Genomic DNA, 21,182 nt, shown 5'->3' on the forward strand with positions numbered 1-21,182 from the left:
GTTCCCACACAGATAACGGGAACAACCGTCGCGGGGTGGAGCAGCCCGGTAGCTCGTCAGGCTCATAACCTGAAGGTCACAGGTTCAAATCCTGTCCCCGCAACCAAAAATATACATGATATCAAATAGATAGAACCCGACCTAAACAGTCGGGTTTCTGCTTGTCCAAAACACATCAACGCCACATCAACGTTTGCAGAGTCGCGCAACAAAAGTGGCGCGAAATCAATCGCATACCAAAATCTGTGATTCTGCACATGTTGCCATTGTGCGGCCTATCCATCGGGGTCCTCGATCACTATCCTGTCGTGGAAAGATAAACGTCAGGATTCCACGATGAAGGCAACAGAAGCGAAGCTGCTGGATTTCCTCAAAAAATCACCCCAGTTCGTCATCCCTATCTACCAGCGCACCTACAGCTGGACCGAGCAGGAATGTCGCCAGCTTTGGGAAGACATCCTGCGGACGGGGGCGAACAATTCAGTCTCCGCGCACTTTGTGGGCTCAATCGTCTACATCGAAAAGGGTCTGTACCAGGTTATGGCCCAACCGCCGCTGCTCGTCATAGACGGGCAGCAGCGCCTGACATCGGTCATGTTGATCTTGGAAGCCTTGGCACGCCATCTTGGCGAAACGGAACCGGTCGATGGATTCTCCGCAAGGAAGTTGCGTAGCTATTATCTCCTCAATCCACTTGAAGAAGGCGAGCGCGCCTTCAAACTGCTCCTGACCCAAACTGACAAAGCCAGTCTGTTGGCGCTGATGCAGCAAAAGCCGCTCCCCACACCGAAGTCGCAGAGGATTGCAGAAAACTACACCTTCTTTGAAGATCGGGTGAAGGCACTCGGTGGGGACTTGGTAAGCCTGTGCAATGGCCTCGCCAAACTGGTCATTGTGGATATTGCGCTGAATCGCGATCAAGACAACCCGCAGCTCATATTCGAAAGCATGAACTCGACTGGCCGAGAACTTAGCCAAGCCGACCTGATCCGTAACTACGTGTTGATGGGACTCGAGCCTGTTCACCAAACCCGGATCTACGAAGATAACTGGCACCCAATGGAGGTGGCCTTCCCGCAAGAGGCATACGGATCACATTTTGACGGTTTCATGCGGCATTATCTGACCGTTAAGACAGGGGAGATACCCAACGTCCGTGACGTCTACGCTGCCTTTAAAGCCTACGCTCGGGAAAAGAGTGGGGCTGCGCAAGGTGTCGATGACCTCGTTGCGGACATTCACATTTTTGCAGACCACTACGGCAAGATGGCCTTCGGGAAAGAACAAGACCGCGATCTTGCGCTGGCATTTCAGGACCTCCGCGATCTGAAGGTTGATGTAGCCTATCCCTTCCTGCTTGAGCTTTATGCAGACTACGTCAAGGGCGTTCTGGCCAAGACGGACTTTGTCCGGGCTGTCAGATTGGTTGAAGCCTACGTCTTCCGTCGTGCGATCTGCGCAATTCCGCCGAATTCTCTCAACAAGACATTCGCGACATTCGCGCGCGAGTTGCGGAAGGACCGCTATCTTGAAAGCATCGAAGCGCATCTGATGACGCTGCCTTCCTACAGGCGCTTCCCGAATGACGATGAGTTCCGGCTGGAGATGTCACGGCGCGATCTTTACAACTTCAGAAGCCGGTCCTACTGGCTGCGCCGCCTTGAGAACGACGGACGGAAGGAGCGGGTTCCGGTCGATGAATACACCATCGAGCATATTTTGCCGCAAAATGAAAACCTGTCAGTTGAGTGGCGATCCGCATTGGGCGAAGATTGGCAGACGGTTCAGGAGACCTGGCTGCACACGCTGGGGAACCTCACCCTGACTGGTTATAATGCCGAATACAGCGACCGCCCATTTCTTGAAAAGCGCGACATGATTGGCGGCTTTAAGGAAAGCCCGTTGCGATTGAATGAGGGGCTGGCCGCGGTCGATGCATGGAATGAAGCCGCAATTCGGGATCGGGCGGACCGGTTGGCAATTCGGGCAGCACAGGTCTGGTCCGGTCCTAAACTGTCCCCCGCCATTGTTGCGGAACTGAAGCCAAAAGCCGTGAAAGCCCAAGAATTCACGCTCGCGGATCATCCTTCCGTGGCCGTGGGTGGATCGATGCGTCCCCTTTTTGAAGCACTGCGTAAGGAGGTCCTGGCTCTTGATCCATGCGTAACCGAGGAGATCGTCAAGTCCTACATCGCGTTCAAGGCCGAAACAAACTTCCTCGACGTCGTGGCGCAGGCAAAACGCCTAAGGCTCTCTTTCAACATGAAATTTCATGAATTGCATGATGAGAAAGGGATGGCTCGCGACATGACGAACATCGGCCACTATGGCAACGGTGACGTGGAAATTGCGGTCAGTTCTATCGAGGAGCTACCATACATCATGGGCTTGGTTCGTCAGGCATTCGAAAAGCAAATGGCCGAAACTGAAAGTCCTTTGTGAGCGCCACAGTGGGTTGAGCTTCACTGATCCCGCCCAGATGTACAGATTAAGCGTCGGCCGCCGCCCATCTTGGCGAAATCTTTACGGATGGGCTGCGGCCGCGTTCAGTTGTTACCGCCCCCTTTTGTCTGCCACGGACCAAACGACCGACCCGATAGTCAGCAGCGCACCGATCACGGGTTCGATATCTGTGGCTTGAACAAGACCTTTGGCAACAAGCGCGGTGCCCGCGACGGTCAGGATTTGGCGGATGAGGGCGAGGATTGCAGGTTTCAGCATGGTTTTCTCCAGTTCAGATTTCATTGGTGGTGGTCAAGAATTCGCCCGGTTTCATGGTCGGCAGGCGTTGGAGGCGGGGCGGGTAAGTGGCGGGCCAGCGCGCGCCGAGGAGGCGCGACTTGGCGATCCGGGCGATGGTGACGGCGTCGGACTGGTTCCCGCCTAGGACGTAGAAATTCGTGTTGTCCTGACCGACGGCGAAGCCGACATGGCCACCTGATCCGCGTTCGAAGATCAGGACGGCTCCAGGGACCGGCGGCACCGCTTGGCCGAACAGCAGCCAGTTCCGTGCCCAGTAGGGATTGGCTCCCAGCGCGCCGAGCAGCGGTTCATCGGGCAAGCCCATGCGGATGCAGGTTTCCACGAAATCGCCACACCAGGGGTTCTTGGACGGATCGCCCAAACTGCGACCATCACGCTTCAGCCAATCCATAAGCCAGGACCGGTCGCGCGCTTCATTGCGGCCCAGCGCGGTTTTCGCCTCGGTGATCCACGGCAAGGGGCCGGGCGGCGCCAGTGACGCGGGGCGGCCATTCGCGGACAGCAATTGCTTCAGCGCCCGTGCTGTGCGGACACCCCATTGGCCGTCAATGGCACCTGGGCTATGGCCAAGTTTGTCCAAGCCGCTCTGGATCAAGCGGATGGCGTCGGTCAGGTTGGTGGACACGGAAATGCTCCTTTTGCCCGGCGTCGGGCAACAAAAAAACCCGCCTCAGTGGCGGGTGGGGTGGGTCGATGTGGTGGTGTGCTGATCGTCAGTCGGTGCGGCCGTGCTGGAAGGCTTCGAACATCACGTCCCGCATGGCGCGGATATCGGTTTCGATCCGCTCCAGCCTGGCAGCGTCGGCTTTTCGGTCGTCGGCACGCATCCGATCAATCCGCTCGCGCTCGAGGTGCAATTCGCGGTCGAGGCGTTCCAGCATGGCTTCGTTGGTGAAGGCCTTGCGGGTCACCGATGCCGCGATGGCCAAGCTGCCGCCGATCAGCGCGGTGATGGCGGCGGTCAGCCCTTGGTCGCGAAACGCCTGCGCGGCGCTGTCGAGAAGGGTGGGTTCGTCGGTCATGGGGTGTCCTTCAATAATCGGTTTCGAGGTAGATGCCTGCGCAGTCGTAGGCGACAGCCGCCGCAGTGACGCCGGTGTTCAGATAGAGGCGGGGTGAGAGGAACTGCGTGGTGGCGGGCAGATCCGCGGTGATCTCCTGCTCAAACGTCGCGCCGGTCACTTCATTCACCGCCCGGACCCAAATGGAACTACCGTTGGGCGGGGCGGCGATGAACAGGGTCAGCACGCCGCCGACGGCGATGGCGAAGGGTGCGCCCATGTCGGTCAGCGTCGGCGCGCCTGTGGCGTCGTTGGCCACCAACTGCCAGTTGGCATGGGTGCCGCGCTGGAAGCCGATACCGATGCAGTTCAAAACCGTCGCCAATGTCAATGTTGTGGCCAGCGCGGCGGTCGAACCATAAAGGCCGAAGAACCCCATGCCAGTCGCTTGCAATGTGGCGAGTGATAGCCGTGTCACGTAGGTCCAGCCGCCAAGCCCAGCCGCGTTGCCGCGCCAGCAGGCCCAACCAGCAGAGCGTTGTTCGGCAACTGAATCCACCACTGCCGCCGAGGTCAGACGCCAGCGCCGCATGCTGGCCGCGAGGTTTGTCGCGGCCAGTGTCGGCGTGGACACGGTGCCAACCGAGGTGATCGGCAAGCCTTCGGTGGTGATGGTGGTGCTGACCGAAGGCGACCAGTTGGCAATGCGGTTCACCCCGAAATGCGGCTGCAGCGGGAAATCCCGGCCGGAGGGGCGCATGACGTCGATCCACGGCGCGCCTGCCCGGTTGCGGGCATAAACCGAGGCCTTTCCAACGGGCGGCGGCGTCGGCGCGGCACTAAGCCCCGGCAGAATGGTTGGCTGCGGCAGTTCCACCTGGCCGTTGGTGCGATCCACGAGGATGGCATCATAGAAGGTGGAGCCGTTCGGGCTGACCTTGAAGCTGAAGTCATCGTCGCCCAAGAGGCCAATCAGCGCCCGAACCGAGAACCCGGTCTTGAAGGCGAAAGCTGCGTCATTCCCTGCAGCTGCCTTGTTCACCGTCGCTTCAATCCCCGCGCCTGCGTTGTTCAAAAGCACGGCTGGCGTGTTCATCGACAGGCGGTTGAAGCTGTCGGCCGTGGCCCCGCCGAGGCCCAGCAATTGTGCCGTCAGGTTTGCCTGCGGCATGCCGACCTGTGTCACGGCATTGGCGAAAGTGACCGTTGGCGTGTTTACCACCATGGACCCGCCCGCTCCAGCGGTGGCGGAGCCAATGTTCACGACCGTGGTGGATCCAGATGCGCCGCCGATGCCGATGTTCAGTGTTTTGGTCACGCCAGTGGTGGTCGCCCCGGTGCCGAACCCATAAGTCGCAGTCGTGGTGGCCGTTCCAAACGACGCCGCTGCCGCCGAAACCACGACTGTGCCCGAGAAGGTCTTGTTGCCGGTGAAGGTCTGGGTGCCTGCAAGGATCGCCAGTTCCGACGAACTGTTCGGCAGCGAGAAGGTCCGAGTTGTGCCGGTGGTGATCCCCGACAGCGAGAACAGCGCCTTCTTGGTCGGATCGGCGTCATTCACCAGGCTGAACACCGCATCCGACACATCCACCGGTTCACCGACCGGATCCCAGGAGGTGCCATTCCAGACCGCAAAGACGGCCTCATCGGCGATCCAGGCCAGCCAGCCCGGGCGCGGCACAAGGCGCATCCAGACGCCATCGATCCAGAAGGCGACGTTCAGATCCCAGCCCGCCCAAAGGCCGGTGGACCCTGAAGCCACAAGGTGTCGGTCGCCATCGACCGGGCTGGCAGGCGGCGTGGTGAGGCTGCGGTCCAGCACCGAAAGCTGGACCATCGCGTCCAGAAGCCGCAGGGCCTCATTGTGGGTGATGTGCTTTTGGGCCTGCGCCGCAAGGATGTAGGGCAGCAGCAGGTGGGTGGTGATGTCGGACATGAAGGGCTGCTTTCAGAAGGAGAGAGTGACGGATCGCGCGGCACCCCGGCCGATCAGAGCGGAGAGCTGATAGATGCGAAGGTCGAGGCTGTTGCCGGGGCCGAGAGGCGCACCCCAGTCGGCGATCTGCTGGGCGGAAGTGTAAAGGGAGCTAGTCGACGCGGTCGTCAGGGTCCGTTTGATCGCCGCGCCGTCGCGGATTTCCACCTCATAGGCTTCGGTATCTTCCGCCAAGGGCACATCGCCCGTGCCCCAAGTGTCGGAAGCGAGCGACCGCGACCGGCGCGTCCAACGGATGGTCAGGTCGCCGGGGCTGCGCGCCGTGCGCCAAGGCTGTTCGACATGGGCCACCGAAAAGGGCCGCAGCCCAGCGCCTTCGGGGGTAAAACTTGCCGCAACATAGGTGTCGTCGCTGACGGAGCGCGAGGCCGGGCCCACACGCCAGTTCCATGGCAGACCAAGATCGGCCTCGCTGATCGGCAAGGGGGTGACGGCGCTGTCCAGAACCATGATGCGTGCGCCGATGGCCACCATGTTGGCGACCGCGTTTTCCGTGCCGCGCTGGCCACGCAGCAGGCGGGTCAGTCGATATCGCCCGGGCGCAATCAACTCGGCCGATCCTGCCTGAAGGATTTCCCATTGGCCGGGGCTGTTTTCTATCGCCAGCGCATTGGCCCCGCCCAGCAAAGTGATGTCGGTCACACTCTCCAGCGTTCCAGAGAACAGATCGATGACTAGCGCATTGCCCAGATCGAAGCGCGACACCGGCCCGGCATGGAAGTCCGCTGCCAGCACACCCATGCGGGCGCGAGTGCCGAAGGTGGTCAGCAGGGCAAAACCATCGGTGGCGGCGCTGCGGAACACGGCCATGACGCCGGGCCATGGTGCGGCATGAGCGGCCACAAAGGGGCGATGCGCAGGCTGATCCTCGGACAGTTGGGGCAGATCGAGGAACAGCACATCAGGTGCGCCAAACACCACGGGCGAGGAGAGCGAGGCCGGGCGGGCATCGCCGGGCGGCAGATCATAGACTGCGCGGTCCTGGCGCACGGCCTCGATGCCGCGCACATCCGAGTCCGCAATCGTCACCAGCCGCAACTCCGTCAGACGGCCATCATGATCGAGCACCACAACATCACAAGGATCCAGCGCCAGCCGCGAGGGCGGCAGTTTGAAGACCGCACTTTCGCGCCCGACCCAAGCCTCCATCAGCGCGCGGCGGCAGCGGCGCTCGGCTTCCTCCGGCGGCACCGCCATCGGGAAACTCTCCGAAGCAATCCGGCTGGTATCGACGGTGATGCGCCGCGCCTCGACTTGCGCCGCGTCATAATCCTCGTCGGCGCGGGCCACCTGCCATTTAAGCGCCTGTGGCAACTCGGACTCCTGCGCCCGGGTCAGTTCCATCACATCGCCCTTGGCCGAGGAGGCGGCGACCATGCCATCTGGGGTGATGGTGGCTGTGGCGACGCGGCCGCGCAGCAGGAACCGGATGTGCCCCTCGCTTTCTACCGCATCAAAGCCGAAATGTCGGGCCAGCGTGGAAATCGAGGCGCGTGGGGCCTCCAGCGCCGAGATGACATAGCCCTCGACAGCTCCCCACAGCCCCGACACGTCGATCAGCGCTTCGGCCATGCCAGCACGCAAGCAAAGGTGGCGGACGAGGGCCGCCAGGGACACCGCCCCGAGCCGCCCTGTCAGCCAATGGCCCAGCCGCCAGTTCGGCCCGTCCGTCCAGACAGCGGTCAGTTCCGGAAAGAACGGATAGGGCCGCGCATCCCAGGTCCACGCGGCGCATTCGGGGCCATGCACCATTGGGGCGGAATAGATGGTGGAGATCGGGTTGTTGGCCGATGCACCCCAGAACAGACAGGTCGCTTCCAGATAGGCGCGCTGGATCGCATCGTCGCGCCAGCCGCGCGAGAAATACGGCGTGAAGCTTTCCGACGACTTCGGGTCAAAGAACACGTTCGGCTGGTTGGTGCCGCGATCAATGGCCGGGCACCCCAGTTCGGTGAACCAGATCGGTTTGGACTGCGGCACCCATGCCGTTGGCGTTCCACTTTCGATGCCACCTGGCCGGTTGAAATGCGGATTTTGCCACCAGGTACGCAGATCCTTGAAGCGGAAGACCCACGGCTTGGCGGCAGCGCCATCCGTGATCGCCGTCCGGGTCTGCGTCGTCCGATCCGATGGGCTGGCATAGAACCAGTCGAAACCCTCGCCGCCGATGATGTTGGATTGCAGGTAGGCGCGGGCATAGATTGCCGGCGCCAGCGCTGCATCAGCATGGTCGAACCCGTCGCGCCAATCCGACAGCGGCATGTAGTTATCGATGCCGATGAAATCGATGTTCGCGTCCGACCAGAGCGGATCGAGGTGGAAATAGACGTCACCGCTGCCATCGCTCGGGTGGTGACCGAAATATTCCGACCAATCGCCCGCATAGCCGATCTTGGTCCCAGCGCCGAGGATGGCACGCACATCTGCCGCGAGGGATTTCAGTGCGGTCACGGTGGGATAGGTCGCGGCCCCGCTTCGTATCGTGGTCAGGCCGGGCAGTTCCGAGCTGATGAGGAAAGCATCGACGCCACCGGCCGCTGCGCAGAGGTGGGCATAATGCAGGATCATCCGGCGCAGACCCCATTCCCCGACCGGGCCGGTCCAGCTGATGGCCTCGCCTGCAACACTGAAATTGCCGGGCATCGCGGTGCCAAACAGGGCTGCGACCTGCGTGGCGGCGGTGCCGGTCTTGTCCACCGTTCCGACATAGCCCGCTGCCGGAGAACAGGTGATCCGGCCCCGCCAGGGGAAAGTCGGTTGGCCAGCGGTGGCGGCATTGTCCGAATAGGGGTTCGGCTTGGTATTGCCGGGCGGCACATCCAGCAGCAGGAATGGATAAAAGGTGACGCGCAACCCGCGTGCTTTAATCTCTTTAATGGCCTGCACCACCGCGAAATCCGCCGGTGTGCCGCCATAAACCGGGCGGTCCCCGGCATCTCGGCTGACCAGAACGGCGCTGGCGCGGGAAACGCCATTCACCACCCATGCGGAGGGCGTCGTGGTCTTGGCCGCCACCTCGACGCCTGGACGGACCTTGCAACTGCCCGCCCGCAGGTCATCGCCAAACCACGCGACCACCAGGGACACGCTCTCCACCGCCGGTGCCATGGATTGCAGCCAGTCCAGCGCCACGACAATGTCAGGCGTCTCGGGAATGGCGTTCAGGTTTTCAGCCACGGTGGCACTGCCGGTACCGCTGGATTTTTTGACCGGGACGGTGGCATAGGCAAATTCGCCCGAGGCCGGGATCATCGTGACGGCGCGCACCAAGCCCTCAGCAGTGTCGGGATCCGCGAGCGGGCGAAACACTTCGAAGCTGATCTGCGGCAAGCGGTTACCGAAGGGCGTAAGGTCCAACTCCTCCAGTACCACGTAGGCAGTGCCGCGATAGGCGGGCGTGCTGGCCGCGCCCATCTTGGCGGAGATGAACGGGTCCGGGGTCTGAAGTTCATCGCCCGAATACCAGCGCCATGTGATGCTGGTCATATCCAGAGCCTTGCCATCGGCCCAGACCCGGCCAATCCCTGTGATCGGCCCTTCGCACAAGGCGACCGCGAAGGAGGCGAAGTAGAGGTATTCGGTGGTCGTGACCTTCGGGCCACCACCACCCTTGCCGCCGCCCTGACTGGTGGTACGGGTTTCCTCGCGGAAATCGGTGGCCCAGATGATGTTGCCGCCCAGCCGCATCCGACCATAAAGACGCGGGATCACCGCCCCTTCGGTCGACGAGGTGATGCGCAGACTGTCGAGCCGCGCGCCCTCGATGCGCTGGGCCGGGGCCAGGGAAGACACAATCCAGCTGTCGACGGCCGAGCCGATGGTCGAGCCGATGAAGCCGCCGATGGCCGCCCCCGAAAAGCCAAGGATGGTGCCGCCAAAGCCAGCGCCAATCGCGGAGCCGACGGCCCCGAGAACAAGAGTTGCCATGTGGGGTGCCTCAGCGTTCGGGGAACAGGAAGGCGAAGGCGATCCGCCGCCGCCAAATCGGGGTCAGGACTTCCTCGACGACGCCAAGGCGTTCGTAGGCGTGGATGAAGCTGTCTGGGCCAGTCAGGATGCCGACATGCTTGGCGATGGCGTGCGGGGTCATGCGAAACAGGATCAGTGCGCCAGGACCGGTGTCCGCCAGTGCAATCTCTGGCATCATGCAGCGCGCGCCGTCCGCCAGCACTTCACGCGGCCCCGTCTCGCCCCAATCCCGGCTATAGGGCGGGATTGGGAAGGGTTCGTCTCCGACGACCTCTCTCCAGACTCCACGCGCAAGCCCAAGACAGTCGCAGCCAACCCCGCGCAGACTTGCCTGATCATGGTAGGGGGTACCAAGCCAAGAGCGGGCCACGGTGACAACGCGGTCGCGATCGGGGGTCATCACAGCACCGTCCCGTCATTGCTGCCGTCCCGACTGGCATAGCGCAGCACGGCGTCCTGACCGGGAATGTTGGGGAAGCCCCTGAAATTGAAGGTGTTGGCGAATTTTGTCCCGCAGGTCGCGATGCGCTTGTCACAGCCAGCGCGGGCAACAAAGGCGTCGCCTTCTGCGATGGCGCGTACCGGCGCCTCCAGCAGGGTCAGGGACGCGATGGTATCGGTTAGGCCGTGGCCCAGCACTTCGGTGATCCGCCCGGCATTGGCACCGCTGGTCCAGGTCAGCGTGCCAGAAGTGAACCACCCAGCCGCGAACCCGGACAGACCCGATGCCAGGAACGCCCGGTCGCGCAGCAGGTCGGTCACCACGCCACTGCCCTTGTAAGCGGCGATTTCCAGATCAATGCCGCAGCGAGTATCGCCCAGCGCCGCATCGCAACTCGCCTGAAACGTCCGCCCCACGGTCTGGCCCAGCGCATGGGCGAGGCTGCGCACTTCGGCCACGAAAGCCATGCGACCGCGACGGATTTGACCCACCGCACCCCGGCGCAGCAAGACGCGCTGGCTGGTGTCTGCCCAGTTCACCCGCCACAACTCGACCGCCGCGTTGTCCCAGCGCCCGTCGAGGATGTCGGTTTCTGTGATGCGATCCGAGGTCAGCACGCCCTCTGCATCCTGCGCATCGACAGAGAGGTCGGAACCCGACCTGACTTCTGAGGCGGCAAATCCGCTCTCAGGTTCGAAATCCGTGCCGTCAAAAGCCAGCACCAGGTCGTGGTCCGTGAAACCCAGCGTCACCCCATCCGCGCGGGAAATCCGCCAGCACCAGGACAGGGTGGTGGTGCCACCGTCCAAGTGGGCCTGCAATTCAGATGACAGCGACTTCATGACCGGACCTCAATCAAGGGGATGGATGTGATCGACCCCAGCCGTTCGACATCAAGGGTGACGTCGAGCATGTCGGTATCAAACCGCACCGGCACATCGAACTCGAACCCGGCGCTGATCGTGGTCCCGGAGACAGGCGGCGCACTGAACGTCACCAGCCCAGTCGCATGATCGATGGTGTAGCCCGAGGCGGGTCCGGCGAAGGGCGGCTGGCGGAACGACGTGCCAAGGATCGTAACTGTGTTTCCGGCAGTGATGTTGCCCACGCCGATCAGCGCCCCGGTGAAACCTGGCCCGACGGTGATGTCAAAGCTCCAGAGCCAGAAGCCTCCCCCAAGGTCCGTGGACGAGACATTTGCGATGGTCCCACCCGCCGTCCCGACAATTGCGGGGGCCGCATAAGTACCACGGATGTCGGTATCTAGGTTTCCCGGTTGGCAGCGCACGTTAAGACGAGCCTGCGCGGAGGTTCCGGCTTTGATCCATGCCTGCACGCGGTACACCGACCCCGACAAGACCGTCGCGGCGGTCGTGTGTTGGCGCAGGCCCGCGCCGGATACACCAAGGTCGTAGGCGTTGACAAAGGATCCAAAGGTTGCGGCGCTGTTGACCCCGGTCGCGCCGGTGTTGGACCAGCCCGTCTGAAGATTGTTCCAGCTGGTCAGCAGCTGAGGGCCTTCTGGCACGTTGATGCCCATGAGGACGGTTGCGACGACGGGTTTCTTGATGGCCCGGACATAGTCCACGCCGCCGGAGCTGTAGCGCTTCACCAGGGGAAAAACTGTCTGTACGCCATTGCCGCTTCCAACCAGCTGATCGGCAGAGCCGGGCGCTGCGGACGGCACACAGGATTTATAGTCGGCCCAGTCCTTGTAGCGAAAACCGTAGAGCCGGGCATTGCGGGCTTCAAAGAATGCCACCACCGCTGCCAGATCATCGGAGCGGCGGATACCATAAGCCACATCATAGCGCCGTCGGGAATTGGCCCAGCTGGCATTGCGTTCTTCATCGCCGCTTGCCAACTCGACGATCTGGGTGCGCCGTTCCGGCCCGCCCCTTGCACCCCGGCTGATGTTGTCGGGAAACCTGATCTCGTGAAACGCCACTACATACCCCTCCGGCCCAGCGACACAGCGCGGGCAATGTCCGATGCCACCTGCGTGCGCGACTGGCGGAAGCTTTCGGCGTCGCGGGTTTGGATCGTGATGCTGACATTGCCGCCTGCGCCGTATCCCGCCGTTTCCCGGCGCGAGAGCACGCGCTCGCCCTTCTGCAGGATGGCGGGCACTTCATCTGGCCGAAGACCGGCAAATCCACCAGCATGCATGCGAGGTGCCCCGGCGAAGGCCATAATCGGCACCGCCCGCATCGGTGCAGTGCCGCCGACCATACCACCGGCATGATGCACCGCCGCCCCGGTCATCCCCGCAAACAACCCGCCACCTCCAAGCGAACCCAGCACACCGTCAAGTGCCGAGGCAATCGGGCCGAGGATGAACTTGCGCGCCGCCAGTTTCGCCAGATCGGCCAGGATCGAGGTCACAAGATCGCCGAAACTCAGCTTGCCGGTCTTCACGAAATTCCCCACGGCGTCTTCCGCGCTCTGAAACGCCCCAACAAGCGCCTGGCCGACATCGGCACCAATGTCGCGGGCCTTGGCCGCATAGTCTGACAAAGCCGCCGTCACTGCAGCCCAGCCGGTGGCCGCTGTTTCTGCAGCCGCTTTGCCCGCCGCCCCGGCACCGCCCGCCGCTGTGCCCGCTCCGTTGAGGGCGTCGGTGGTGCCATCTGCCGCAACCGTCGCGGCATCGAGCGCAGACGATCCGTCCGTCCCGGCCTTGGTCATCGCATCCTGCAGCGCCTGCCAGCTGGATAACGGCCTCGTGGCGGCGTCGGCCAGCATTCCTGCTGCTTCATTGTACGCCGCTGCGCCGTCGCGAGCATCGCTGGCCATCGTGCCCAGCCCAAAATCGGGCGTTTGAAGGTAGGTCTGGCCCATCGCCGCCTGAAACGCATCCGCTGCGGCGGCTCCGGCCGCAGTTGCCGCCCCTTCAAATGGATTGCCAACCCGTCCCAAAGTCACCGGATCGAGGGTGCCAATCTGGATTCCACCCTCGCCGGTGGCCCACTCCGGCAGCATGTCGAGTGCCGCGTTCAGGCCGGAGATGAAGGTGTTGATCCGGGTGACCACGCCGTTCAGCATCGCCTCGACGCCGCTGATCAACCCGTTCGCGGCCTGGAAGGCGAAGTCTCCGATGGCTGCAGGCAATGCTCCCCAGATTGCCTTCATGGCATCGTAGGCTCCCTGGAACACCCCAGCCGACGAATTGCCAAAGCCCACGACCGCCACCAGTGCGCCCTGCATCGCATCGGCGACGGTGGCGGTGATCCCGGACCAGCTGGCCTGCAAGCTGGCGACCACCGCATCGACGCCCAGTCCGATCCGGTCCCAGACCTCGCTGGCGAGATCGGACAGAAGGCCCAGCGCCGCGCCAAAGCCGCCAGCGCCATCGACCAGTTTGGAGAATTGATAAGCCAATTCCCCAGCGCCGACGACCAACGCGCCGATGCCGGTGCGGATTAGGGCGCCTTTCAATACCGTCAGGGACAATGAAAACCCGCTGACGCCCAGCGCTGCAGCACCCACCGCGATGATAAAGCGCCCGGCAAAGAAGGTGGCGAACGCCCCGGCGATGCTGGCAATCTCGCCAATATGGTCGCCCAGAAAGCTGATGCTCGTCTGGAATACCCCACCGACCCGCGTGGCGTCGGCCAGCGCATTGGCCACCGTTTCCAGCGCAGGGGCGACGGCGACGGTCAACTGGTTGGTCAGCCCCAGCCAGACCAGACCGAGCCGGTCGATGGCATCACCGGCTGTTCGGATCTGATCGGCATCCTGATCTGACACCGCCACGCCGAAGTCGGTGATGTCCTGCGATGCCTGGCGCAATGTGGCAGAATCGATCCGGCTAAAAGCGAGGGCCGCCTTGTCGCCAAAGAGCGCCGATGCCACAGCCGCCCGCTCGGCAGGCGGGACGAATTTCGCCAGCGCATCCTGAATGGCCACGATGCGCTCATCCAGCGGCAGGGCCTGCAAATCCGTGGCCGTCAGATGCAGCCGTTGCAAAGCATCGACCGCCGTGCCGGTTCCGCCCGCCGCATCAGACAGTTTCAGCGTCAGCTTCTTGGTGGCGGCCGCGATCTCGTCCATCGAGACTCCGGCCAGATCACCCGCAAAGGTCAGCACTTGGATGCTGCGGGTGGTGGTGCCAAGCGATTGTGCCAGATTGGCCTGCGCATCGATGGTCTCCAGCCCCGAGCGGATCATTGCGATGCCAGCCGCTGCGGCGGCCGCGACGGCTACTGCAGCTGCGATCTTCACCCGGGTTGAAAATGCTGCCAGCCTGGCATTGGCGATCTCCGCTTCCTTGGACATGCGGCCAAAGCCCTTCACCCCGGCATCGCCGACACCTTCCAGTTCCGCCCGCACCTGTTTGCCGCCGACCGCCGCGAGGCGGACGGAAACGCGCTTTTCAGCCATCAGTCTCTCCGATCTTCTCATTGATGCGGCGGACCATGACCGCCTCCAGCTCCGGAAGGAGTTCCGCCACCACCATGGGATTCAGGCCCAGCGCACGGGACAGGCCGAAGGCAGCGCCCATGTCCCAGCCCAGCACGGCTTTTCCCGCCACCCGCATTTGCCCGCCAAGACGGCCAACCAGATCCCAGACCTGCCAGCCGTCCAGGCTCAGCGGTTGGTTCAATCGCGCGGGGCAGTCTTGGCACTGCGTTTCGCAGGCCTGGCAGTAGCTGTCGCCCCCACTGAAGTGCCAGTCGGCGAGGGCGCAGAGCCGTTTTTTTCCGCGTCCAGCAGCATGCCGCGGCTGACGTAGTGGAGGTTGAAGGCCTCGAAGATCGGCCAGAGCGACAGAAGCGCGTCGATACCCTCTGGAGTCACGTCGATGACAGCGCCATCGGCATCGCCGACACCGTCCCAATCGACCACTCCACGCCGGGCAAGGGCTGAAGCGAATACCGCCGCACGAGAGTCGTTGCTTGCATCGGCGGCCAGATCCTGCACGGCGATGTCGGACCGTGTCGCCACCATCAGCGCGGTGGTCAGCGGCAAGAGCTGCAGCCGTACGCCATGGCCAAGATCAAGCCATTGCGGTTCGGGGGAAAGATTGATCCGGATCATGGGTAACCTGCCAACGTGTTGACCAGCACCACGGTGCACATCCGCGCAGGGCTGGTGGCCAGTGCGGCTTGCCAATCGAAGGACGCTTGCACGCCTTTCGGGCCTTTGATCTCGATGCGCGGGCGCGGCAGATAAACCGCATGTGCGGTCAGGGTCAGACTTTCGCCGCTGCCAAGCAGGTAGCTGAATTCCAGTGCCGCAGCCGTGCCGTTGATGGCTTGGGTCAGGAGCGTCGTGTCGGCAAAGCGCACGTCGATCTTGCCGGTCAGCGCCGCGATGGTCGGGTCGGCGCCATCGATCTTGGCATCGGAGCGGATGGTCTCGATCCGATCCAGATTGTTGGCATAGGTGAGATCGGCCGAAACGATATTGCCCAGCGCCACCCCATCGCGTTTGATCGCCCCGTTGAAATGGCCGAACCGTTTCAGGGCGATGGCTGCGGGTGTTCCAGCGGTGGTGGCTGCAGCGATGGTCTCGCCCTGTGCGACCAGCATGGCTTTTGCCCCGAGAAGGCCAGACCGCTCCATTTGCCACGACAGGGAATCCAGCACGCAGCCGGAATACATCGCAAAGCGCGGCACTTCCGGCATGCCGACTTCGATGGACATGCTGGGCAGGGTCCAACTGCCCGACAGGAAGGTGTGGGCGTTCAAACCGCCGGTCAGCGTCGTTGCCGACACCGTGCCGTTTGAGGCGGGGGCAATCGACGCCGCCAGCGTGAAGGTGTTTCCCGTGCTGCCGAGGACGTCGTAGACCATGGTCAGCGCAGTCGCGGTGCCGATGTATGTCGCAAGTGCCACACCGGCGACGACGCTGGCATTCAGCACCACGGCAAGCGCGGTCAAGGTCGCCGCCAAGTTTGCCCCAATATTCACCTGGTTGCCGACCGCGCCAGAGGCCACGAAGGTGAAGGCTGTGCCGTTGATCGTCACCGTCGCGTTGACGGCAGGTTGCACCGAAAAGGTGATCGACCCGGTCGCCGCGACTGTGCCTGCGGTGGTCGGGGCCCCGAAGGCCGCCTTCAGCCAGAAGCCGAACCCAATTGCATCGATCGGCACCTCGACATCGCCATCGGTTGTGATCGCATCCAGCAAGGGCGCGCGGGGATCGCGGCCATAGCCCAGAAGTTCCGAGGCTAGCAGTGGCTGTTCGGCCGCCAGCGATGAGGTGATGAAAGGCATCTGGGTAAATCCGGCACCGGGTGGGGTGCCGTAGACTGTCTCGAACGCAAGCGCCATCTGCGCCCGCGCTCCTTGCGCGCGTGCCATGTCAGTGTCCTTTTGTGAGGGAAATCAGATCAGTGGGTCGGATGTGGCGTAGTGCAGCACGACGGTGATCACCGCCGCCTTCAGGGTTGCAGCCCCGTCGATGGGCAAATCGACCGGCTCCGGCGCTTCCGCCTCGACCCAATCGCATAACCCGCCCAGCGTGCGATCAAGTGCCAATGCCGTGCCGATGGAGGCGATCAAAGCATCGAACAGGGCATCTCGCCCTGTCCCGGCCTGAATCACCACCTCCAATTCCGCCCGATGCTCATAGAAATAGGTAACCGGTGACAGCGTCACCTCTGGATCGCCCGGCTTGCCATCGCGCAGGATGAGCAGGCCAGTCGACGGGATCCGTTCAGGTAGCACGTCACCGCGCAGCACCGGGGCGGCAAGGGTTTGCAGCCGCGCGAGAAGGGCGGCGAGGATCGTTTCGCGTTTACTGGGCATTGGTCTCACTTTATTTGCCAGCGCAGCCATCGGCTGCAAGGACCCGTTTTGGACCACACGGCACCGCGGCCCATTTGTGCCCTACGGCTCACTGCGCCGCTCATTTACTAAGTTGGCATGACCTATTTCGCGCTCTAACATCAGGGTCAAACAGACACATGTGGCATCATCGACCCTCATTTGAATCGGACCGACACTTAATGCTTACAGCAGATATCAACGGCAGCCGAAGCAGGCCACTACCCGGTGCGATTGGTAGGTGCCCGTTCTGCCAATCAGAGATGATAGCTCGCTGTGGTGAGGTAAGGGTTCATCATTGGGCCCACAAAAGCAAATCGGATTGTGATCCTTGGTGGGAACCCGAAACTGATTGGCACCGCAACTGGAAGAACGAATTTCCGCTGCGATGGCAGGAGCGGATACTGGTAGATCAGACAACGAATGAAAAACACATCGCAGATGTGCTTACGCTTGCCGGGCTTACGGTGGAGGTACAGCATTCCCACCTTGAACCAGTAGAGCGGCGAGCCAGAGAGGGCTTCTACAAAAACATGCTCTGGATCATCGATGGTTCGCGTCTTGATGGAAATAGAAAGAAGATTTGGGGATGGGAGGCCGCTTCGGCCCACATTGTTCACGGGCAACACCGAACAAATCTGTACCTCACCGAGAAAGCGGAAGAACTCTTTCCCAGAGATTGGTTGGAAAGTCCTGCCCCAGTGTGCTTCGACTACACGGGCCCAAACTCCGATTTGACCGCCGCTCAACTACCCTTGTTTTTGCTCTATCCGGGACCTGTTCACAGCAGGCGTCTTTTTGAACCGATGTCGCGCGACGGCCTGCTAAGATCAATTCTCTCGGAGAAGCTCGATACGAGTTCGATAAACAGTATCAAGCAGAATGTGGCAAACCTGCGCTTCGGAAGTGGCCGAAGGTAATTTCTGGGGCCCCTTTTTTGCAGAGCGCTGAGACCACAAAACTGCGACCGCGGCGGACATCTTTGACTTCCGCATAGCGGTCATTTGCCAACCAGCCCTTCGACCCAGTTGCGTACGATGCTGCCCAGAATGGCGGCCTGCGCCCGTTCGGCATCCCGCATCAGATCCAGCCGCTTGGGCAGTTTGACCTGCCGTACCAGCAGGAAGATTGGTGCCGTCACCTGACCCGTCCCTGTTTTCGACTTGGAAACCGCCGCTTGGCCGCGCGTATTCAGGCGCACGGCATCGGCGACCAGTAGGCTCGGACCCCGGCTGCGATAGACAAAGCGCAGGCGCAGGCCCGTCTTTTGCTCCCACATGCCCGGCGTGATCCGTCTGCCGCCCTGTGCCTTGCCTGCGGCGGGCAAAGGAATGGCCAGCCAGAAGCCACTGCCAGAGCGGATAAGCGGCCCGGTGTCATGAGCGCCGACGATCACCGGAGCGTTGGACCAGACCAATGCAGCTGCGTCGAGGCTGTTGCGGCCCTTCGGATAGGTCTGCGACCGGATGGTGTTGGCGAGCCGCTGGCCCAAGCCCGCACCGGTGATCTGGCCCCGCCAGGCGGATTTCAGATCGGCACCCGCCTGCGCCATGGTGACGGAGACGGCCTTTTGTCCCGCCGCCACTTCGGCCCGCATCATGGCGACGAGGTCGGGGGTGAAGCTGATGTCGAGTTTCATGGCGTCCTCGTGTTCAGGGTCCAGATCAGGCGCTCACGGTCGGCCTTGGGTTCGCCCTGCACCAGGAAGTCCTCGGCCCCGATCCTGATCAGATCGCCCGGTGCGAGCGTGGGTATATCCGCCACGCGCGCATCGAGTTGCGTGGTTTCCGACAGGATGCGCCCAGCGCCAAAAGGGGTGACCTCGTCGGGCGATTTGCGGATGACCCGGACGGCAACGCCCGGGCCGGTTGCGCCCGCAAACCAGATGGCGTCCACCGCCATGTTGGCATCGGCGAAGATGAGGTTCATGGCGGTGGCGAAGGCATTCATTGCGTTCACCCCGATCAGTTGGAGCTGAACAGGCGGATTGCGGTGCGGGGCCGTTTGTTGACCGGCAGGATCGAGGCTTCAGTCAGGATGTTGATCCAGCGGTCCTTGTCGTCCATCAGCTGGCGGGCATAGAGCGGCAAGCCGATGGTATTGGCGAGGCTGATCTGGTTGGCCGGGCCGCCATAGGTGGTGAAGGTGTCGATGGTGCCGATTGGGAAAGCGATGCCTTCGCCAGCCGGGATCAGCCGTTCTGCCGTGCCTGTCGAGAGGGTGACGGCACCCCGGTATTCTTCGAACAGGATGCCCGCGAATGGGAAAGCGCGGCGGACGTCCTGGCGCAAGGGCTGCGCACCCGTGGCCGAGTAGAACTTGTAGGCATCCTGCGTCAGGGCGTGCCCGATCAGCTTGTCGAAGAACTCCGGGCTGACGAGGGCGTAGACGCTGATCATGGATTCGCCGAGAAGGTTGTCCTCCACGGCCCGGATCGTGTCGCGGACCTTGCCCTGGACGTTGGTGGTGGCGGTGCCCAAGACGAAGTCCACCGAGATTTGCGCAAGGCCAAATTCGGTGAAGTAGTTGTAGAGGGTGGTCCCCGCGCCGTCCTTCACGATGCCGCGGAGCGCGTTCATCTCCATGTATTCACGGGTCTGGGCGTGTTTGCGGCGCATCAGAGTCAGCTTGCGCATCATCACCGTGGCCAGCTGCTCATTCTCACTGCCGCCAAAGGCAGGCACGCCCTGAATGTCGGTGGCGAGGATCACATCGTCATGCGGGATCCACGGCAGGCCAAAGCTGCGCATCGAGCGGCCTTGCCGGGTGGCCATGGTCGACGGCGCGCCCAAGGGCACCGAAGGCAGGACGTTCAGCGCACCGTCGAGTTGCTCGATGATGACGGAACGCTGGGTGATGCCTTCGAAGCTGAAGAGGCCGATTTCGCCCAAACGGGTGTAGAGATTGGGCAGGATGTTGATGGCTTGGGTCATTTCGGCAAGCGAATAGCCGCCTGCGTCGAACGGGTTGCGGATGATGGCGTTCATGATTGTCTCCGGGGTTTCAGGGGGTGGCGATCAGGCGCTGGTGCGCGGCACGATCCCAACGGTGGTCAGTTCAGCCCATTTGGTGGCGGTCAGAGGCGCGGTGTTGACGGACGCGTCAAAGAGCAGCGCGGCCTTGGACACGACAGCCGGGCCGCGTGCCAGGATGATGCCGGTGGCATCGGCGAAGGTGGCATCGACCGGGTTCAACAGAACGGCCGCCGCGATCTGCGCGCCATCGGCCCCGGCAGCGGTCGCCAACTTGTATTTGCCGCTGGCGGTGATCTTGCCCAGCACGGACCCGGCTTTGTAATTGGTGCCGAGCAGAAGCGTGATCGCCTCGTTGGTGTAGTTCGGGTCGAACTGGATCTTGACGACATCGCCCTGCGAGGGCGCTTGGGTCAGCGTGGGCATGGTTCACATCCTTTGCGGGTTTACGGAAAAGCCACCGCGCGCATTGCGGCGGTCAGGTTTCAGGAGGGTTTAGCTGCGCTGGCCGCACGTTTGACGGCGGCCAGGAGCGGGCTTTCCGGGGCGGCAGATTTCGGCGGCGGCACCACGGTGATGGCGGCAGCGTCACCGCGCGCGGCCAGCTGGTTCAGGACGGAAGCGCGCAGTGCGTCGGGCTTGATGCCCTTTTGCACGGCCTCTGCCACGTCGATACTCACGCCCAAACGGGCCGCCTGCGCGCCGATGGTGGCCAGTTCCGCTGCCTCGGCGCGGGCCAGGGAAGTGGCAAATGCAGCGGCATCACCGTTGCTGACTGGAGCCGGGGCGGGCGGTGCTGGCGGGTTGGGTGCCGGAGCGGCGACAGGCGCCGGATCCTCGCCGGTTTCAGGATCGAGGGCCTCAGATGTGGTGGTGGCAGTGGGTTTCATCATCTTCTCCTTGGACAGTTGGGATTGTGGGGAGCGCCCAGGCCCAGCGCTGCGGGCAAGGCCGCGCCGGTTCACGACATCAGCGAAGGCGGCAAAAGCTGAAGCCGGGTCGGACACTTCATCGGCCAGTCCGGCCGCCACGGCCTCTGCGCCGCGATAGCATTCGGCTTCGGTGGCCATTGCCGCCTCGGCCGTCAGGCGACGGCTCCGACCGGCGGCGACGGTCTGGGCGAAGAGTGTTGATTTGCACTGAGAAGTGACCCGGGTTTTTCATCGAGAATTGACCCACCTTTGATTATGGATTTTGGGTCATGCTTGGGTCAAGGGCGAGTTTCACTCCTTCTTTTTTTGGGCTGCAGCGGCTGAGCTTGCCTTG

19 protein-coding genes, 1 tRNA gene and 3 pseudogenes are annotated in these 21,182 nt (G+C 62.7%); 3 read left to right on the forward strand and 20 right to left on the reverse strand.

The features are described 5' to 3' along the window. Positions 1 to 29 precede the first annotated feature (29 nt). Both Q7V03_RS18845 and Q7V03_RS18850 read left to right on the forward strand, forming a co-directional pair. A tRNA-Met gene (locus tag Q7V03_RS18845) sits at positions 30 to 106 on the forward strand. A gap of 230 nt (positions 107 to 336) precedes the next feature. Further along, positions 337 to 2,442 (forward strand): DUF262 domain-containing protein, encoded by a 2,106-nt coding sequence (locus Q7V03_RS18850; RefSeq protein ID WP_304927142.1) that lies wholly within the window; start codon positions 337 to 339, stop codon positions 2,440 to 2,442. Positions 2,443 to 2,553: 111 nt separating this feature from the next. On the opposite strand, the gene Q7V03_RS18855 is transcribed toward Q7V03_RS18850, so the two are convergent. The 15 genes and pseudogenes from Q7V03_RS18855 to Q7V03_RS18925 form a co-directional block, all read right to left on the reverse strand. Continuing rightward, on the reverse strand, positions 2,554 to 2,721 hold the full coding sequence (locus tag Q7V03_RS18855) for a hypothetical protein (protein ID WP_304927143.1): 168 nt from the start codon (positions 2,719 to 2,721) through the stop codon (positions 2,554 to 2,556). Positions 2,722 to 2,734: 13 nt separating this feature from the next. Further along, the gene (locus Q7V03_RS18860; protein ID WP_304927144.1) at positions 2,735 to 3,388 is read right to left on the reverse strand and encodes a TIGR02594 family protein; all 654 of its coding nucleotides are present in this window, start codon (positions 3,386 to 3,388) and stop codon (positions 2,735 to 2,737) included. A gap of 88 nt (positions 3,389 to 3,476) precedes the next feature. Then, on the reverse strand, positions 3,477 to 3,785 hold the full coding sequence (locus Q7V03_RS18865; protein ID WP_304927145.1) for a hypothetical protein: 309 nt from the start codon (positions 3,783 to 3,785) through the stop codon (positions 3,477 to 3,479). Positions 3,786 to 3,795: 10 nt separating this feature from the next. Next, complete coding sequence (locus Q7V03_RS18870) at positions 3,796 to 5,700, reverse strand: DUF2793 domain-containing protein (RefSeq protein WP_304927146.1); 1,905 nt, start codon at positions 5,698 to 5,700, stop codon at positions 3,796 to 3,798. Between the two features lie 12 nt (positions 5,701 to 5,712). Further along, complete coding sequence (locus Q7V03_RS18875) at positions 5,713 to 9,687, reverse strand: glycoside hydrolase TIM-barrel-like domain-containing protein (protein ID WP_304927147.1); 3,975 nt, start codon at positions 9,685 to 9,687, stop codon at positions 5,713 to 5,715. 10 nt (positions 9,688 to 9,697) lie between these two features. Further along, a complete protein-coding gene (locus Q7V03_RS18880) occupies positions 9,698 to 10,129 on the reverse strand; it encodes an NlpC/P60 family protein (RefSeq protein ID WP_304927148.1) in 432 nt (143 codons plus the stop codon). Then, positions 10,129 to 11,013 (reverse strand): DUF2163 domain-containing protein, encoded by an 885-nt coding sequence (locus Q7V03_RS18885; RefSeq protein WP_304927149.1) that lies wholly within the window; start codon positions 11,011 to 11,013, stop codon positions 10,129 to 10,131. The genes Q7V03_RS18880 and Q7V03_RS18885 overlap by 1 nt, the downstream gene beginning before the upstream one ends. Next, positions 11,010 to 11,516, reverse strand: a complete 507-nt coding sequence (locus tag Q7V03_RS23955) for a DUF2460 domain-containing protein (RefSeq protein ID WP_370651172.1) — start codon at positions 11,514 to 11,516, stop codon at positions 11,010 to 11,012. The genes Q7V03_RS18885 and Q7V03_RS23955 overlap by 4 nt, the downstream gene beginning before the upstream one ends. Positions 11,517 to 11,606: 90 nt before the next feature. Then, a pseudogene (locus tag Q7V03_RS18895) lies at positions 11,607 to 12,119 on the reverse strand (TIGR02217 family protein); the annotation flags it as partial. Beyond that, positions 12,119 to 14,554, reverse strand: coding sequence for a phage tail tape measure C-terminal domain-containing protein (locus tag Q7V03_RS18900; RefSeq protein WP_304927150.1), 2,436 nt, complete (start codon positions 14,552 to 14,554; stop codon positions 12,119 to 12,121). The gene Q7V03_RS18900 and the pseudogene Q7V03_RS18895, both read right to left, overlap by 1 nt. Continuing rightward, positions 14,547 to 14,777: a hypothetical protein gene (locus tag Q7V03_RS18905; protein WP_304927151.1), complete on the reverse strand. Its 231-nt coding sequence runs from the start codon at positions 14,775 to 14,777 to the stop codon at positions 14,547 to 14,549. The genes Q7V03_RS18900 and Q7V03_RS18905 overlap by 8 nt, the downstream gene beginning before the upstream one ends. After that, the gene (locus Q7V03_RS18910; RefSeq protein WP_304927152.1) at positions 14,774 to 15,211 is read right to left on the reverse strand and encodes a hypothetical protein; all 438 of its coding nucleotides are present in this window, start codon (positions 15,209 to 15,211) and stop codon (positions 14,774 to 14,776) included. The genes Q7V03_RS18905 and Q7V03_RS18910 overlap by 4 nt, the downstream gene beginning before the upstream one ends. Further along, positions 15,208 to 15,855: pseudogene (locus Q7V03_RS18915) on the reverse strand (phage tail tube protein); the annotation flags it as partial. The gene Q7V03_RS18910 and the pseudogene Q7V03_RS18915, both read right to left, overlap by 4 nt. 36 nt (positions 15,856 to 15,891) lie before the next feature. Then, positions 15,892 to 16,479, reverse strand: a pseudogene (locus tag Q7V03_RS18920) (phage tail tube protein); the annotation flags it as partial. Positions 16,480 to 16,503: 24 nt separating this feature from the next. Beyond that, on the reverse strand, positions 16,504 to 16,926 hold the full coding sequence (locus Q7V03_RS18925) for an acyl-CoA transferase (RefSeq protein ID WP_304927153.1): 423 nt from the start codon (positions 16,924 to 16,926) through the stop codon (positions 16,504 to 16,506). Positions 16,927 to 17,126: 200 nt separating this feature from the next. Here Q7V03_RS18925 and Q7V03_RS18930 point away from each other — a divergent pair, with 200 nt between their 5' ends. Beyond that, positions 17,127 to 17,864 (forward strand): competence protein CoiA, encoded by a 738-nt coding sequence (locus Q7V03_RS18930; RefSeq protein WP_304927154.1) that lies wholly within the window; start codon positions 17,127 to 17,129, stop codon positions 17,862 to 17,864. An 80-nt stretch (positions 17,865 to 17,944) separates the two neighbouring features. Here Q7V03_RS18930 and Q7V03_RS18935 read toward each other — a convergent pair whose 3' ends face one another. Genes Q7V03_RS18935 through Q7V03_RS18955 form a run of 5 tightly spaced genes read right to left on the reverse strand, consistent with a single transcriptional unit; the run spans position 17,945 to position 20,986 of the window. Beyond that, entirely contained in the window at positions 17,945 to 18,583 is a 639-nt protein-coding gene (locus Q7V03_RS18935) for a DUF6441 family protein (RefSeq protein ID WP_304927155.1), read from the reverse strand. Next, positions 18,580 to 18,894 (reverse strand): hypothetical protein, encoded by a 315-nt coding sequence (locus Q7V03_RS18940; protein ID WP_304927156.1) that lies wholly within the window; start codon positions 18,892 to 18,894, stop codon positions 18,580 to 18,582. The genes Q7V03_RS18935 and Q7V03_RS18940 overlap by 4 nt, the downstream gene beginning before the upstream one ends. Positions 18,895 to 18,908: 14 nt before the next feature. Beyond that, positions 18,909 to 19,931, reverse strand: a complete 1,023-nt coding sequence (locus Q7V03_RS18945) for a major capsid protein (protein WP_304927157.1) — start codon at positions 19,929 to 19,931, stop codon at positions 18,909 to 18,911. Positions 19,932 to 19,961: 30 nt separating this feature from the next. Continuing rightward, positions 19,962 to 20,342 (reverse strand): head decoration protein, encoded by a 381-nt coding sequence (locus Q7V03_RS18950; RefSeq protein ID WP_304927158.1) that lies wholly within the window; start codon positions 20,340 to 20,342, stop codon positions 19,962 to 19,964. Between the two features lie 59 nt (positions 20,343 to 20,401). Then, a complete protein-coding gene (locus Q7V03_RS18955; RefSeq protein ID WP_304927159.1) occupies positions 20,402 to 20,986 on the reverse strand; it encodes a hypothetical protein in 585 nt (194 codons plus the stop codon). Between the last annotated feature and the right edge of the window lie 196 nt (positions 20,987 to 21,182).

Source organism: Cypionkella sp. (assembly GCF_030652235.1).
GTDB lineage: Bacteria > Pseudomonadota > Alphaproteobacteria > Rhodobacterales > Rhodobacteraceae > Cypionkella.